The organism is Myroides injenensis M09-0166 (assembly GCF_000246945.1).
Classification (GTDB): domain Bacteria; phylum Bacteroidota; class Bacteroidia; order Flavobacteriales; family Flavobacteriaceae; genus Flavobacterium; species Flavobacterium injenense.
Map to the genome: position 1 here is coordinate 12,684 of NZ_BAEX01000042.1, position 16,809 is coordinate 29,492.

The 16,809-nt window shown below is 31.3% G+C and carries 12 protein-coding genes; 9 read left to right on the plus strand and 3 right to left on the minus strand.

Annotated elements, in window-relative coordinates; genetic code table 11:
* Positions 1-113 precede the first annotated feature (113 nt).
* Entirely contained in the window at positions 114-629 is a 516-nt protein-coding gene (locus tag RH98_RS08375) for a hypothetical protein (RefSeq protein ID WP_010252961.1), read from the plus strand.
* An 846-nt stretch (positions 630-1,475) separates the two neighbouring features.
* Here the strand turns inward: RH98_RS08375 and RH98_RS08380 are convergent.
* Positions 1,476-3,068 carry a peptide chain release factor 3 gene (locus tag RH98_RS08380; protein WP_010252963.1) on the minus strand — a complete coding sequence of 531 codons (1,593 nt, stop codon included), beginning with the start codon at positions 3,066-3,068 and terminating at the stop codon, positions 1,476-1,478.
* A gap of 397 nt (positions 3,069-3,465) precedes the next feature.
* Here RH98_RS08380 and RH98_RS08385 point away from each other — a divergent pair, with 397 nt between their 5' ends.
* The 5 genes from RH98_RS08385 (at position 3,466) to RH98_RS08405 (ending at position 11,253) form a co-directional block, all read left to right on the plus strand.
* Positions 3,466-4,338, plus strand: coding sequence for a hypothetical protein (locus RH98_RS08385; protein WP_010252965.1), 873 nt, complete (start codon positions 3,466-3,468; stop codon positions 4,336-4,338).
* Positions 4,322-5,701: a peptidylprolyl isomerase gene (locus tag RH98_RS08390; RefSeq protein WP_010252967.1), complete on the plus strand. Its 1,380-nt coding sequence runs from the start codon at positions 4,322-4,324 to the stop codon at positions 5,699-5,701. Before RH98_RS08385 ends, RH98_RS08390 begins: the two co-directional genes overlap by 17 nt.
* 556 nt (positions 5,702-6,257) lie before the next feature.
* The gene (locus RH98_RS08395; protein ID WP_026038815.1) at positions 6,258-9,023 is read left to right on the plus strand and encodes a bifunctional aconitate hydratase 2/2-methylisocitrate dehydratase; all 2,766 of its coding nucleotides are present in this window, start codon (positions 6,258-6,260) and stop codon (positions 9,021-9,023) included.
* A gap of 139 nt (positions 9,024-9,162) precedes the next feature.
* Positions 9,163-10,479: a solute carrier family 23 protein gene (locus tag RH98_RS08400; protein ID WP_010252970.1), complete on the plus strand. Its 1,317-nt coding sequence runs from the start codon at positions 9,163-9,165 to the stop codon at positions 10,477-10,479.
* Between the two features lie 204 nt (positions 10,480-10,683).
* Positions 10,684-11,253 (plus strand): TlpA family protein disulfide reductase, encoded by a 570-nt coding sequence (locus tag RH98_RS08405; protein ID WP_010252972.1) that lies wholly within the window; start codon positions 10,684-10,686, stop codon positions 11,251-11,253.
* Between the two features lie 78 nt (positions 11,254-11,331).
* Here RH98_RS08405 and RH98_RS08410 read toward each other — a convergent pair whose 3' ends face one another.
* Positions 11,332-12,780 carry a glyceraldehyde-3-phosphate dehydrogenase gene (locus RH98_RS08410; RefSeq protein ID WP_010252974.1) on the minus strand — a complete coding sequence of 483 codons (1,449 nt, stop codon included), beginning with the start codon at positions 12,778-12,780 and terminating at the stop codon, positions 11,332-11,334.
* 113 nt (positions 12,781-12,893) lie between these two features.
* A complete protein-coding gene (locus RH98_RS08415; RefSeq protein WP_010252975.1) occupies positions 12,894-14,297 on the minus strand; it encodes a trypsin-like peptidase domain-containing protein in 1,404 nt (467 codons plus the stop codon).
* A gap of 136 nt (positions 14,298-14,433) precedes the next feature.
* Here RH98_RS08415 and dapF point away from each other — a divergent pair, with 136 nt between their 5' ends.
* The 3 genes from dapF to mltG are packed head-to-tail and all read left to right on the plus strand — an operon-like array spanning position 14,434 to position 16,782.
* A complete protein-coding gene (gene dapF, locus RH98_RS08420) occupies positions 14,434-15,213 on the plus strand; it encodes a diaminopimelate epimerase (protein ID WP_010252976.1) in 780 nt (259 codons plus the stop codon).
* A gap of 2 nt (positions 15,214-15,215) precedes the next feature.
* Positions 15,216-15,755, plus strand: coding sequence for a GNAT family N-acetyltransferase (locus RH98_RS08425; protein WP_010252977.1), 540 nt, complete (start codon positions 15,216-15,218; stop codon positions 15,753-15,755).
* The gene (mltG, locus tag RH98_RS08430) at positions 15,745-16,782 is read left to right on the plus strand and encodes an endolytic transglycosylase MltG (RefSeq protein ID WP_010252978.1); all 1,038 of its coding nucleotides are present in this window, start codon (positions 15,745-15,747) and stop codon (positions 16,780-16,782) included. The genes RH98_RS08425 and mltG overlap by 11 nt, the downstream gene beginning before the upstream one ends.
* Positions 16,783-16,809: the final 27 nt, after the last annotated feature.

A 16,809-nucleotide genomic window follows, 5' to 3' on the forward strand; every position in this document is an offset into this window, starting at 1 on the left:
TATATATAATTTTTTGTACTAATTTACTTTCCTTTATTTGGTTAGTAAATGTTTTTATAATACTAAGTTTTTAGTAACTTTGCGTTCTTTATAATAAAAGTTAAATCAAATAGATGTTTCATAGATATATTAAATTAGGTATTGCAGCTTTATTATTTGCAGCTGCTATTTGGCAATTTGTTGAAGGTGGGATTGGAAATGGAATTTTTCTATTATTCCTTATGTCAATTGTAATTTTACTTTATTACAAAAATGAATATATTCTATTAGCTTTTTTAAAGTTGAGAAAACAAGATTTTGAAGGTGCTCAAAAGTGGTTAGATAGAATTAAAAACCCTGAAACAGCTTTAGTGCGTAAACAAAATGGTTATTATAACTATCTAATGGGGATAATGACTTCTCAAAAGAACTTAAATGCTTCTGAGAAATATATGAAAAAAGCGATTGAACTTGGTTTAAATATGGATCAAGATTTAGCAATGGCAAAATTACAGTTAGCAGGTATTGCTATGACAAAACGTAGAAAGCTTGAAGCAACTAAATTATTAAGCGAAGCACAAAAGCTTGATAAACAAGGGATGTTAAAAGATCAGGTGAAAATGATGAAAGAACAAATGAAAAGATTCTAATAAACGTATTTAATCTTTTTGTAGAATATAAAGAAAGCCGTATAATATTTTATACGGCTTTTTTGGTTTTAGTAAAACTACGAGTCAAATTTATAAGTCAGGAAATAAACACAATGGTTACTTAATCCAATTGAAGTAAGTGATTTATGTTGACTACCACTCATGTCTATTCTGCCTATTGAATTTCTGTATTAAACTATTTAATGGAAATTTTTGTACTTCATAATTAAAGAGATTGTAGCTGCTAAACTTTTATTTGTAATTACTAATTAACCTAGTACTTGAATTACTCATTGTTTTAATTAGTATATAATGAATGTAATATTAAAGGGGGGGTTGAACGTCATGTAAGTAATTTAGCTCCATTGTAAATCTATTGTGACTCTATTAAAACTGTCTCGTCCTACTATAAATGCATAGTTATAATAGATAATTCGTTCAATCAATAAATTGAGAATGCTATCGCGAGTTACTTACAATTAGTATTGCAATAATATTGGTTTTAAAGCTAGAAAATATACTAAGGAGTAAGAAGATTTTTACTGTAAGATATCTTGATATTGATTTTTAGCGTAGTAGTAAGAAGGAGATTGATTTTTACTTCGTGATTAAAGGTGTGATTATTTTCTATTTTAAGTAGAAAATAAGATGGTTATTTGACTTTTTAACCTGTGTAATTCTTTAATACGCTACTTTCTATATTGATAAGAATAGAATGTAGTGATATCGATTATTTGGTAATCTGATTTCAATTTGTTTTAGGCTTTTGCTCAAAAAAAACAGCTACTCGATGTGAATAGCTGTTTTTGGTTACTTACTTTTATATGTAAAATATCTTATTTAGTTTTATACAATTTCTTCAGATGTAAATCTAAATTTTACTGAAGGAAATTTACTTTGAGTCATTTGAATAGAAAACTCACTATCAGCTAAGAATACAAGCTGACCAGATTTATCAGTAGCTAAGTATTTTTGCTTGATACGCTTAAACTCTTTAAATTCTTCATTCTTAGGGTCATCTGGTTTTACCCAACAAGCCTTATACGCAGCAAAGTTTTCGTAAGTACATTTAGCACCGTATTCATGTTCTAGACGATATTGAATAACTTCATATTGCAGAGCACCTACTGTACCGATTACTTTACGACCATTCATTTCTAATGTAAACAACTGTGCTACACCTTCATCCATTAACTGATCTACACCTTTTTCCAATTGTTTTGATTTCATTGGATCGGCATTATTAATATAGCGGAAGTGCTCTGGTGAAAAGTTTGGAATTCCTCTGAAATTCATTAATTCACCCTCTGTTAAGGTGTCACCGATTTTAAAGTTACCTGTATCGTGAAGACCTACAATATCTCCGGCATATGATATATCAACAATTTCCTTCTTTTCTGCAAAGAAAGCATTAGGGCTTGCAAATTTTAATTTTTTACCTTGTCTTACGTGTAGATAAGGCGTATTTCTTTCAAATGTACCTGATACAATTTTTATGAATGCTAAACGGTCTCTGTGTTTAGGGTCCATATTGGCATGTATTTTAAATACGAAGCCAGAGAAAGTTTTTTCAGTAGGTTCTACTAATCTAGTATCAGAATTTTTTGGTAGAGGAGATGGAGCTATATCAACAAAGCAGTCTAATAGTTCTCTAACACCAAAATTGTTTAATGCTGACCCAAAAAACACAGGTTGCAATTCTCCTTTTACATATTGCTCTCTATCGAATTCAGGATAGATACCCTCTATGATTTCTAGTTCTTCTCTTAATCTATCAGCAGGTTTTTGTCCTACTAGTTTATTTAGTTCTTCTGAATTTAAGTTAGAAATTTTTATAACATCTTCGATATTTTTACGACTATCTTCACTAAATAGGTTAATGTTTTTTTCCCATATATTGTAGATACCTTTAAAATCATACCCCATTCCTATAGGGAAACTAAGAGGAGTGACTTTTAGCTGAAGTTTTTGTTCTACTTCATCTAATAAGTCAAATGCGTCACGACCTTCTCTATCTAATTTGTTAATGAAAACAATCATAGGTATATTTCGCATACGACAAACTTCGACAAGTTTTTCTGTTTGTTCCTCAACCCCTTTAGCTACGTCAATAACCACAATAACGCTATCTACAGCAGTAAGAGTTCTAAATGTATCTTCAGCAAAGTCCTTGTGACCAGGAGTATCTAAAATGTTTATTTTTTTATCTTTATAATTAAAAGCAAGAACAGATGTTGCAACAGAAATTCCTCTCTGACGCTCGATTTCCATAAAATCGGAAGTAGCTCCTTTTTTAATTTTGTTGTTTTTTACGGCCCCTGCTTCTTGTATCGCTCCACCAAATAGAAGTAACTTCTCGGTTAAAGTTGTCTTACCAGCATCAGGGTGCGCAATAACACCAAATGTTCTCCTGCGTTCAATTTCCTTTAAAAAACTCATTATTAAAAATTTTAGGCTACAAAAGTAGTTATATTTTGGAGAATTCGGTAGTTTTATTTTAAGGGTAGTAAGGATTGGGATAATAGTATATAGGCTTTCAATCATTAAATCTTACTCAATAGTTACTTATTGATATACGCGGTAAAAGTTGTTGTGATGGCGGCTGCATTTTTATACCTTAATATATTGGTTGAAGTTTTTTGGGATCAGCAAGAAGTTCAGGTATGAGGTTATAGTAGTAATACATTCTTTTTTTAATACTAAATAGTTGTTCTTAAAAGTTAATTACTCTTATTTTTTAAATTAGAAGTGTTTTATATACTCAAATGGCAGAGTTATTCGTTATTTTTGTAAAAGTGACTTTAAAAATTATAATTAAAGCTTAACAGTATAATACATGAATATTAAAAGAGGACTGCTAGTTTACAGCATAGCTTTATGTAGTTTTATAGGAGTAATTTCTTGTAAGAAAGGAGATGAAGCTTCTTTGGGTAAAGATGTTGTAGCTAGAGTAAATAATAGTTATTTAACAGAAGATCAACTTAAGGAGTTAATTCCTATACAATTAGTAGGTGAAGATAGTATTGCTTTGTTGCAAAAATCTATTGATAAATGGGCAACGAAACAATTGTTAATTGATGTAGCTGAGTTTAATTTATCAGATGAAAAAAAGTCTGAGATTAACGATATGGTTGAGAATTTTAAAAGTGACTTGTTAATTAAAGCTTATTTAGAAAAACTGGTTCAGAATAAAATAGACACAGTTGTATCTTCTAAGGATTTACATGATTTTTATGATCTATATAAAGAAAACTTTATTGTCGATGATATGCTTGTCAAGTTAAGTTATGTCAACGTGTTAAATGACAATACTAATTTTTCGAAGATTAAGAAAAAGTTTAATTCGAAGGATAGAAAAGAATTTAATAGTTTGGAAAATCTATCTTTGCAAATGAAATCTTATGCATTAAATGATTCAATTTGGATAGATGTCAAAAATATTTATGACAAATTACCGTTTCTAAATGTTGAGAATAGAGATAGCTACCTAAAAAATAACAATAATTTTGAGGTGAATGACGAAAATAGTACTTATTTTGTCAAGGTAAATGCTGTAAAGTCCCGAGGAAGTGTTATTCCTTATGATTATATGGAAAAGTCTTTACGATTATTAGTCTTGAATGATCGTAAAGTTGAATTATTAAAAATGATACAAGAAGATATTTTAAAAGATGCTAAAAACAATAAGAGGTATGAAGTTTTTAAATAAGAAGACAGTGTTAGCGTTAGCTATGTCGTTGTCTTTTGTAAGTTTTTCTCACAGTCAAATAAATTCGACGCAGAAAAAGAAAATTGATGGAGTAGTAGGAGTAGTAGGTAAATACGTTATTTTGGAGTCTGAGATAGACAAGACTTTAATAGAGTTAAAAGCTCAAAATATACCTGTTGGTGATTTGTCAAGATGTGATTTATTTGAGAAATTATTGGAAGACAAATTATTTGCGCATCAAGCTGTTCAGGATAGTTTAGATGTTCCTGATGCAGAAGTTACTAGTTTTATGACTGAACAAATAAACCGAATGGTTGAAGATGTAGGGTCAATGGATAAAATCTTACAATTCTATAATAAGAAAAGTGAAGAGGAGTTCAGAGAATACTTTTTTGAAATTGTAAAGCAAAATAAGTTGACGCAGAATATGCAAAAGCATATTGTAGAGAAAGTGACTATCACTCCTGAGGAGGTGCGTCAGTTCTTTAACTCTATTCCTAAAGATCAAATCCCAACAATTGGGGATGAAGTAGAAATTGCTGAGATTGTAATTAAACCAGAAGTTTCTAAAGAACAAAAACAAAAAGTAATAGATCGTCTTAACGAAATGAAAAAAGATGTTCTAGAGAATGGCGCAAGTTTCTTTAGTAAAGCAGTTTTATTTACAGATGATAAAGGTTCAGCTGCTAATGGTGGGTTCTTCTCTATAACTAAAAAATCTCCATTTGTTAAAGAGTTTAAAGAGGTAGCATTTAGTTTGGCAGAAGGGGAGATTTCTGAGCCATTTGAAACTGAATTTGGTTACCATATAATTATGTTGGAAAAAATCAGAGGACAACATTTAGATTTAAGACATATTTTATTAGTACCTAAAGCAACTTCAGAGGCAATAGAAGAAGCAAAAAAGAAATTAGAAGGAATTCGCGAAAAGATTGTTAATAAAGAAATTACATTTGCAGAGGCTGCTGTATCATCATCAGATGAAAAAGACACGAGATTGAATGAGGGTATTATTAAAGATCCTCGTACAATGGATACCCGCTTTGAATTAAACAATATGGATGATCGTGAATTGTATTTTATGGTTTCTGGTTTAAAAGAGGGTGAGGTTTCACAAATAGCAACTAAGACAAATCACTCGACTCAATCAAAAGATTTTAGAATTGTAACGATAAATAAGAAAATTCCAGAACACAAAATTGATTTTGTTGAAGATTATACTAAGGTAATGAGTATGGCTTTGAACAAAAAACAAGGTGAAGAGATCCAAAAGTGGATAGGAAAGAAAATAAAAGACGCATATATTAACATTCAGGGCGAATTTCGTGATTGTAAATTCCGTAATAATTGGCTCAATAAATAAGAATTATGTAATTCTGAATTAAGAAAACGACATTTTGGCAAAAAGCTAAAATGTCGTTTTTTTATAAAATAAAGAGTAAATATTGCAAAATGATATTTTAAGCATTAAAAAATGAATGATTTCAGAAAAACAAGTCTTGTTTATTAAAATTATTGGGTTTTATTCATTAAAATAGAATGTTTATAAATAATAATTTTTGTATTTGTGTGAAACATTAAAAATTTTTGAATATAAATTAGTTTGATTAAATTTGTAATGACAAAAATTAAGATATAAGATAAACTCTTTTTAAGAGCAGAGTGTTTGAGCTTTAATTATTTAAAATGTGCTTAATATAGATGAGAACAATATGAAATTTACTATTTACTCAATATTAAATTTCTTTTATTAAAATGTGCAATCTATAGATAAAAGTGGAAAAGGAATAAATAATTTATGTTGTTGACTTTGCACAAAATAAAAAGAACTTATAGTAAAACTAATACATAATAACATACATAGGTTGGTAACGATGTCATTTTTAATCTATCAACCTTTAATTAAACAGATATTAATTATGAGCCTTTACAAGGATTACATCAACGAAATTGAAGAAAGAAAAAGTCAAGGACTTAACCCAAAACCAATTGATGGTGCTGATTTATTAAGCGAAATTATTGAGCAAATAAAAGACACAGCACATGAACATCGCGAAGATTCTCTAAAACTTTTTATTTATAATGTTTTACCTGGTACAACTAGTGCTGCTGGAGTTAAAGCTAAGTTTTTAAAAGAAATTATCTTAGGACAAGAGGTAGTAAAAGAGATCACTCCTGCATTTGCATTTGAGTTATTGTCTCATATGAAAGGGGGACCTTCAATAGAGGTACTTCTTGATTTGGCTTTAGGAAATGATTTAGCTATTGCAGAAGAAGCTGCAAAAGTGCTTAAAACACAAGTTTATTTATACGATGCAGATACAGCTCGTTTGAAAGAAGCTTTCTTACAAGGAAATGTAATTGCAAAAGATATCGTGGAGAGTTATGCTAAAGCTGAGTTCTTTACTAAACTTCCGGATGTTCCAGAAAAGATAGATATCGTAACTTTTATTGCTGGAGAAGGTGATATTTCTACCGATTTATTATCTCCAGGTAATCAAGCGCACTCTCGTTCAGATCGTGAGCTTCATGGTAAATGTATGATTACTCCTGAGGCACAAAAGCAAATTAAAGACTTACAAGAATTACACCCAGGAAAAAGTGTAATGTTAGTAGCTGAAAAAGGTACTATGGGAGTTGGGTCTTCTAGAATGTCAGGGGTTAACAACGTAGCTTTATGGACAGGTAAACAAGCAAGTCCTTACGTTCCTTTTGTTAATATTGCACCTATTGTAGGGGGAACTAATGGTATTTCACCAATTTTCTTGACAACTGTAGATGTAACTGGAGGTATCGGTTTAGACCTAAAAAACTGGGTTAAGAAAACAGATGAGAACGGTAAAGTAGTTCTTAATGAAAATGGAGAACCTATTTTAGAAGAAGTTTATTCAGTAGCAACAGGTACTGTATTAACAATTAATACTAAGACAAAGAAATTATATAATGGAGATAAAGAGTTAATAGATATTTCAAAAGCTCTTACTCCACAAAAAATGGAATTTATCAAAGCAGGTGGTTCTTATGCTATCGTTTTTGGTAAAAAACTACAAACTTTTGCGGCTAAATTATTAGGTATTGAAGCACCAGTAGTTTATGCTCCTTCAAAAGAAATTTCTATAGAAGGACAAGGACTTACAGCAGTAGAAAAGATTTTTAATAAAAATGCTGTAGGTGTAGCAGATGGAAAAGTATTACATGCAGGTTCTGATGTACGTGTAGAAGTTAATATTGTTGGATCTCAAGATACAACAGGATTAATGACTGCTCAAGAGTTAGAGGCAATGGCAGCAACTGTTATTTCTCCAATCTTAGATGGAGCTTACCAATCAGGATGTCACACTGCATCAGTTTGGGATAAAAAAGCGCAAGCAAATATTCCTAAATTAATGAAATTCATGAATGACTTTGGGTTAATCACTGCACGTGACCCTAAAGGTGTATATCATTCAATGACTGACGTAATTCACAAAGTACTTAATGATATAACAATCGATGATTGGGCTATCATTATTGGTGGAGATTCACATACTAGAATGTCAAAAGGTGTAGCTTTTGGTGCGGATTCAGGTACTGTTGCTCTTGCTTTAGCAACTGGGGAGGCTTCTATGCCAATTCCAGAGTCAGTTAAAGTTACTTTTAAAGGTAATATGAAAGAGCATGTTGACTTCCGTGATGTAGTTCATGCTACTCAATCTCAAATGTTGAAACAATTTGGAGGAGAGAACGTATTCCAAGGTAGAATTATTGAGGTACATATTGGTACTTTATTAGCTGACCAAGCATTTACATTTACTGACTGGACAGCAGAGATGAAAGCTAAAGCTTCTATCTGTATTTCTCAAGATGATACTTTAATTGAATCTTTAGAAATCGCTAAAAGCCGTATCCAAATTATGATTGACAAGGGTATGGATAATAAAAATCATGTTTTGCAAGGTTTAATCAATAAAGCTAATAAGAGAATTGAGGAAATTAGAACAGGTGAGAAACCAGCTCTAAAACCAGATGACAATGCTAAATATTATGCTGAGGTAGTAGTTGATTTAGATTTAATTGACGAACCAATGATTGCTGACCCAGACGTTAATAATGAAGATGTTTCTAAACGTTATACTCACGATACTATTAGAGAATTATCATTCTATGGTGGTGACAAGAAAGTAGATTTAGGGTTTGTTGGATCTTGTATGGTTCATAAAGATGACTTAAAAATTGTTTCTCAAATGCTTAGAAATTTAGAGAAGCAAAATGGAACAGTTAAATTTAATGCACCATTGGTAGTGGCAGCTCCAACATATAATATTATAGATGAGTTGAAAGCTGAAGGAGATTGGGAATACTTGCAAAAATATTCAGGATTTGAATTCAGTGATTTATTACCAAAGAATAACGCTCGTACAGAATATGAAAATATTATGTATCTAGAACGCCCTGGTTGTAACTTGTGTATGGGTAACCAAGAAAAAGCTGCAAAAGGTGATACAGTAATGGCAACTTCTACTCGTTTATTCCAAGGACGTGTTGTGGAAGATTCGGAACGCAAAAAAGGAGAGTCTTTACTTGCATCTACACCAGTAGTTGTGCTTTCAGCAATTTTAGGAAGAGTACCTACTATTGAAGAATATAAAAATGCAGTAGAAGGTATTAATCTTACTAAGTTTAAGCCTATTCCTACTAATAAATAATATAGTCAATAGAATCATTGACTAAATATGTAAAGGGAGTTTCAGTTATGAAGCTCCCTTTTCTTATTTATAGCATAGTTTGTATTAAAATATAGAATCAAATAGGTACTTTTGATAAATCGTTATATTTTTTAGTAAAATGGAAGAAAAAAGTATCGTACTTGCGGTAGATGAGAAGCCAAAATTCGGTCAATGGATTGTATTGAGTATTCAACATTTATTTGCAATGTTTGGAGCAACTGTTTTAGTACCAACCTTAACAGGTATGAATCCTGCAATTGCTCTAATTTCAAGTGGTATTGCTACCTTAGCTTTTATAGCTATAACTAGAGGAAAAGTTCCTTCATATTTAGGTTCGTCATTTGCCTTTATCAACCCAATTATTGTTTTGAAAGCTTTAGAGGCGGATCCTAATTCTGATATGCCAGTAGGAAGTTTTCTAGTGGGGAGTTTCTTAGTAGGGGTTGTTTATTCTTTAGTAGCATTATTAATTGCTAAAGCTGGAACTAATTGGTTAATGAAATTACTACCTCCTATCGTAGTTGGTCCTGTAATTATGGTTATAGGTCTTGGTTTAGCTAGTACTGCAGTAGGTATGATAACAAATAATTCTGAAGGAGTATATGATTTAACCTATGTAGTAATTGGTTTAGTGACACTAGTTATCACTATTATTACAGCTATTTTTACAAGAGGATTTCTTAGTGTAGTACCTGTGTTAATTGGTATTATAGGAGGTTATCTCTTCTCTTGTATTATGGGAATAGTTCATTTTGAAAGCGTAATAGAGGCTAAGTGGTTTGCAGTACCAGATTTTATGTTTCCTTTTGTAGATTATACTCCATCGATCTCTTGGTATGTAATTTTGTTAATGATTCCAGTTGCTATTGTTCCTATTGCTGAACATATTGGGCATCAATTAGTACTGAGTAGAGTAATTAATAAAGATTTGATCAAGGATCCTGGTTTACATAGATCAATGTTAGGGGATGGGGTTGCTACTATGTTAGCTGCTGTAATTGGAGGTCCACCAAATACAACATATGGCGAGAATATTGGAGTATTAGCAATAACGCGTGCTTTTAGTATTTATATTTTTATAGGTGCAGCTATTTTTGCAATTCTATTTGGATTCTGTGGTAAGATTGCAGCATTGTTAAGTACAATTCCCGCTCCAGTAATGGGAGGTGTATCTATTCTGCTTTTTGGTATAATTGCTTCTAGTGGTTTGCGTATGTTGGTGGAAAATAAGATAGATTTTAAGAGAAAGCGCAATCTAATCATTTCTTCGGTTATTCTGATTATTGGAATAGGTGGAGCAGCTATTCATGTAGGAGATTTATTCTCCTTAGAAGGGATGGCATTAGCTTCAATTATTGGAGTAGTCTTAAATTTGGTATTACCAGGTAAAGAGGTGGTTAGTTTTAATGAGATGTTTGAAGATAAAAAAGAGTAATAATTACTTTTATTATATGGATAGATAAGATTAAACATTTCATTATATTTTGTATTTATCACTTATGTTTTGTTATATCTATTTATTTTTAAGATTTAATTGCTTTTATTGTGTTAAATAAAATAAAATATTTTTGCTTTTGTTGATTTATACATTGTATTGTATTAATTATTGAATATATTTGAATTCTAGTTAATTAACAAAATGGCAGTACAAAATAAAAAAACGAAGTTGTTTTTTAATATTCTTTTTGCAGCATTTATAATTGTTGTGTTATTTACACCTTTAGGAAATAGTTTTAAGGTATGGGTAAATCGTTTGGTTGCAATGAGTCCAACTGTGGAGAAAGTAGATGATCAACAACAAGTGAAATTTGGTGATTGGTTATTGACGGATGAAAAGGGGAATACAGTAGATTTTAAAAATATTGAAGGCAAAGTAATTATTATTAATTTTTGGGCGACTTGGTGCCCTCCATGTATAGCTGAGAAACCTAGCTTTCAAGAGTTGTATAACGATTATAAAGATAAAGTAGTTTTTATGTTTGTAACTAATGAGAGTCCTGAGAAAGTTAAAGCTTTTAAAGAAAAGAATGGTTATACATTACCTGTGTATTATTCACAAAATACACCCCCAGCGCTCCTTTACTCTACTAGTATCCCTGCATCTTATGTGATCGATAAAAAAGGGAATATCGTAGTTAAAAAATTTAGAGCTGCTGATTGGAATAGTTCAAAATTTAGAGTAGCACTCGATCAATTATTAGAAAAATAATATTAGAATTATAGAAATTAAAAAAAGCCTTATGATAAAATTCATAAGGCTTTTTCTATGTCTAAAATATATTGTTTACTAATAATAAGTATAACGTCTTACTTGTGCAATGTATTTAGCTAAACGAATAACTTGGTGGCTGTAACCATATTCGTTATCGTACCATACGTACATTACAATGTTTTTACCATCAGCTGAAACGATAGTAGCTTTACTGTCAAATATTGAAGGAGCTGAAGTACCAACAATATCAGAAGATACTAATTCGTTATTAATAGAATATTTAATTTGTTCTACTAGTTCTCCGTTTAGAGCAGCTTGACGCATAATATCGTTTAGTTCTTCAACAGAAGTATTCTTTTCAACCTCTAAGTTTAAAACTACTAAAGATCCATTAGGAACAGGAACACGTATAGCATTAGAAGTAAGTTTACCAGCTAAAGCAGGTAGTGCTTTTGCAACAGCACTTCCAGCACCAGTTTCAGTAATAACCATGTTTAATGCAGCAGCTCTACCACGACGGTATTTTTTGTGCATATTATCAACTAGGTTTTGGTCATTAGTGTAAGCGTGGATTGTTTCTAAGTGTCCTTTTACAACTCCTAAATTGTCTTCAATAACTTTTAATACTGGAGTAATAGCATTTGTTGTACAAGATGCTGCTGACCAAATATCAATTTCTTCAGGATTGTATTCTCGGTGGTTTACTCCATGTACAATATTTGGAATACCTTTACCAGGAGCAGTCAATAATACTTTAGAAGCTCCTTTTGAAGTTAAATGACGTTTTAGATCTTCATCTGTTTTGAATGCACCTGTATTATCTATAATTAAAGCATTTTCAATATCGTATGCAGTATAGTCAATATCCTCAGGAGCATTTGCAGAAATCATATGTACAGTAGTACCATTGATAATTAAAGCATTGTTTTCTGGATCAGCTATTACTGAACCTTCAAAATCACCATGAACTGAGTCATATTTTAATAAAGAAGCTCTCTTTTCTAATAAAACTGGATCATTTTTATCACGAGTAACAATTGCTCTAAGGCGCATTTGTTGTCCTTTACCAATTTTGTTCATTAACTCGCGAGCAAGTAGACGTCCAATACGTCCAAAACCATATAAAACTACATCTTTAGGAACAAGTTCTTCTGTTTCTTTAGCATCTTTTAATTTGTTCACTACGAAGCCTAAAGCATTGCTATGTTTATTGTCTTCTAAATGGTATTCATAAGTTAATCTACCTATGTCAATTCTTGAAGGTGGCAAGTCTGCCTGTTGAATAGCTCTAGCAATTTCTACAGAATCGAAAATATTAATTGGTTTCCCAACAAATTTCGCAGCATATTCATGAAGATTGATAATATCACTTACGCTTCGATCAATTAATTGATTACGAAACATTAACAATTCTATAGATTTATCATACCATAAGTCACTTACGATTTTGATAAATTCCACACATGCTTTTCTACGATCTGCTTGAAAAGCCAATTCCTTTTCGTATAAACTTGTATTTTTCATTATTTAGATTGTGTTGTATAAAATTAGTGCAAAAGTCTGCTTTTTTAATGAATAAATCAAGTGTTAAAACTAAAAAGCCTTCTTTTTTGAAGGCTTTTGGGTGAACACTGTCTTTATATTAGTAAACGAATTAGATCGCCATTTGAGCTAATGATTTCTAACTTTGTTTTACTATTGGTTTCTAATTGCGTTAGAATTTCTTGTGCTTGTGAAGCGCTACTAATTTTCACGCCATTTATGGCAAGTAAGATTCCTCCTTCTAATTCATCTTTGTAAGGTTTAAAGCGACTGTTATTGACTGATACTATTTTTAAACCATAATTAATTTGATGCGTTTCTTTTTCTTGAGGAGAAAGTTCTTCAAATTCAAAACCGTTATAGAATATTTGAGGGCTTTGGGCTTTGATAAGACTTATATCTACATTTATTGATTTCTTGTCTCTAAGCAGTTCTATATTTACAATATCATTAGGTCTTTTGGTATTTAAGATAGATTTTATATCTACAAAGGTCAGTATATCTTTATTATTGATTTTAGAGATAATGTCACCTTGCTTTAAACCTGCTTTTTGGGCACCTGAATTCGGAATGACAGACTGAATATAAAAGCCTTGAGTTTGATCAATATTAAGTTGTTTGGCTATAGAATTATTTAATTCGACACCTGTAACCCCAAGTACTCCTTGTTGCACATTTCCATATTCAAGTAAATCTTCTATTATTTTTTTTGTTACATTAGATGGAACAGCAAAAGCATAACCTACATACGATCCCGTATTTGAAGATATCATTGTATTAATACCAATTAGTTCTCCATTTGTGTTGACAAGTGCACCACCACTGTTTCCTGGATTAATAGCTGCATCTGTTTGGATAAAGGATTGAATACCTCCTTTTGATAAGTTTCTCGCTTTTGCAGAGATAATACCTGCAGTTACGGTAGAATTTAGATTATAAGGATTACCGACAGCTAATACCCATTCACCTAACTTTAATTCGTCAGAATCGCCAAACACCAAATAAGGAAGTTTGTCACTACTTTCTATTTTTAATAAAGCAATATCCATTTGTTTGTCTGTACCAATTAGTTTTGCCTTATATGTTTTATTATTATTTAATGTAACTTCAAGTTCGGAGGCATTTGCAATTACGTGATTGTTAGTTACGATATAACCGTCTTCTGTGATAATTACGCCAGATCCCATACCCACTTGAGCTTGTGTACCTCCTTTGTATCCATAAAAATACTCAAGTAAAGGATTACTTCTAGTCCTTACATAACTTAAGTTTTTTACGTGTACTACTGCGTTAACTGTATTTTCAGCTGCTTCAGTAAAATTTGTTGGAGGTGTTGTACGATTTGTTTTTTGATGAGGTAATTGTGATTCAGAAAAAGAGTTGTGAATTTCCTCAAGTGTTTCTTGTGGTGCATTGTTTTCAAAAAAATACTTATAACCTGTTAAAGTTATTGCACCGCTAAATAGGCAAAGTATTAATAACCCAAACGTTTTCTTCATAATCAATTGAATAATTATAGATTTAAGAGTAAAGTTAAATAAGTAATTGATATATAAGAAAATCTTTAACCAACGATTAACATTGATAGAATAATCAACAATATTTGTAAATTTGTTGATTCTAATCAATCATATTATGTTGAAATTTTATAAATATCAAGGTACTGGAAATGATTTTGTGATGATCGATAATCGCCAGTCAAAGTTTCCAAAAGATAATCAAGAACTCGTAGAATTATTATGCGACCGTAAGTTTGGTGTTGGAGGAGATGGTCTTATATTATTAGAAGATGCTGATGAATATGATTTTCGCATGGTATATTATAATGCGGATGGTGCGGAGAGTACAATGTGTGGTAATGGTGGACGTTGTATAGTAGCTTTTGCTAAACATCTTGGAATTATTGATAATGAATGTGAGTTTATTGCCATTGATGGTGAGCATGATGCACATATCGATAGTAATGGAATAGTTTCATTAAAAATGATTGATGTAAATGAAATAGAAGTAGATAAGAAATTTACTTTTTTAAATACAGGATCTCCTCATCATGTGCAGGTAGTACGTGAGCTAGAGCGATTTGCTGTGTATGCGAAAGGAAAAGCAATAAGAGAAAGTGATTTATATAGTCCAAAAGGAACCAATGTAAATTTTGTAGAACAAGAGGGACCTAATCATTTTCGTATTCGTACTTATGAACGAGGAGTGGAGGATGAAACTTTATCGTGTGGTACGGGTGCTACAGCTGTTGCTATATCTATGTATCATCAGGGAAAAGCAGATGATACCAAGGTTAGAATTGAGGTAGAAGGTGGCGAATTAGAAGTTTCATTTGAAGTAGAAAATGGCTGCTATAAAAATGTGTATTTAAGCGGACCTGCAGAATTAGTTTTTGAAGGTAATTTTGTCCTATAATTATGTTTATACAAGGTGAATTAATTTATTTAAGGGCACTCGAACCTGAAGATTTAGAGTTTGTTTTTCTGATAGAAAATGATATGAAACTATGGGAGGTGAGTAATACTCAAACTCCATATAGTCGTTTTCTGATTCGACAATATTTAGAAAATGCCTATCAAGATATATATGAGGCTAAACAATTGCGTTTAGTAATATGTGATATTTTATCTGGTAGTACATTAGGTCTAATTGATTTATTTGATTACAATCCACAGAATAATAGAGCAGGTGTAGGTATTGTAATCCAATATGAAGATAATAGGAGAAAAGGTATTGGAAAAGAAGCTTTAGAATTAGTAGTTAATTATAGTAAGAATCACTTATTTTTACACCAGTTATATGCTAATATATCGACTGATAATACGGCAAGTATTCAATTGTTCACAGGTCAAGGGTTTCAAGAAATAGGAGTAAAAAAACAATGGAATCGAGTAGGGAAGACCTATAAAGATGAAGCATTATATCAATTAATATTTAATAATACAGATGAAAATTAAAAACATCATTGTCTTAATTGTCGTTTTAGGTGGTTTTGGCTTAATGGGATACTTGTATATATGGTATGGTAAAGCATTTAAGGCCAATTTACAAGGTTGGGATGAAAACGAGTATATCTATGTGAGAGAATCAGATACATTTGATAAAGTGTATTCTCAATTTAAAGCTTATTTAAAAGATCCAAAAGGATTTGAAGAAATTGCAGAACAGAGAAGTTACCCATATTCAATGTCAGCAGGACGCTTTAGATTAAAAAATGGAATGAATAGTTACGATATTACGCAAGCATTACGCGTTAATATACCAGTGAAAGTAACTTATAATAATCAAGAGCGTATCGAAAATTTAGCGGGTCGATTAGCTACTCAAATAGAAGCAGATAGTTTAAGTATTTTAGAGGCTTTTACTGCTCATAAGTTTTTAGAAGATAATGAGTTAACAAAAGAGAATGTTCTTGTTGCTTTTGTACCAGATACGTATGAGTTTTATTGGAATGTCAACCCTATAAAGATGCGTAACAAGCTATATAATGAATATATGCGATTTTGGAATGATGAGCGAAAAGCAAAAGCAGAAGAATTGGGATTATCTCCTATAGAAGTTTCTATTTTAGCTTCTATTGTTCAAAAGGAAACAACTAAAATAGATGAACGTCCTAAAGTAGCAGGGGCTTATTTGAATAGATTGAAACTAGGTATGCCATTGCAGGCTGATCCTACTTTAGTTTACGCTTATAAATTATATACAGGGGACTTTGATGAAAAGATATACAGGGTATATAATAAACATAAAGAGATACCTTCACCATATAATACCTATTTGAATACTGGGTTACCTCCAGGTCCAATATTTATGCCAGATAAAAATGCAATTGATGCAGTTCTTAATGCTGAAAAACATGATTATATTTATTTCTGTGCTAGCGTAGATAGAATTGGTTATCATGAATTTGCTAAGACACTAGCTCAGCATAATGTAAATAGTGCAAAGTATCATACTTATTTAAACCAGTCTGGTATTCGATAAAATCTTTAAAGACAATCAAAAAAGCGA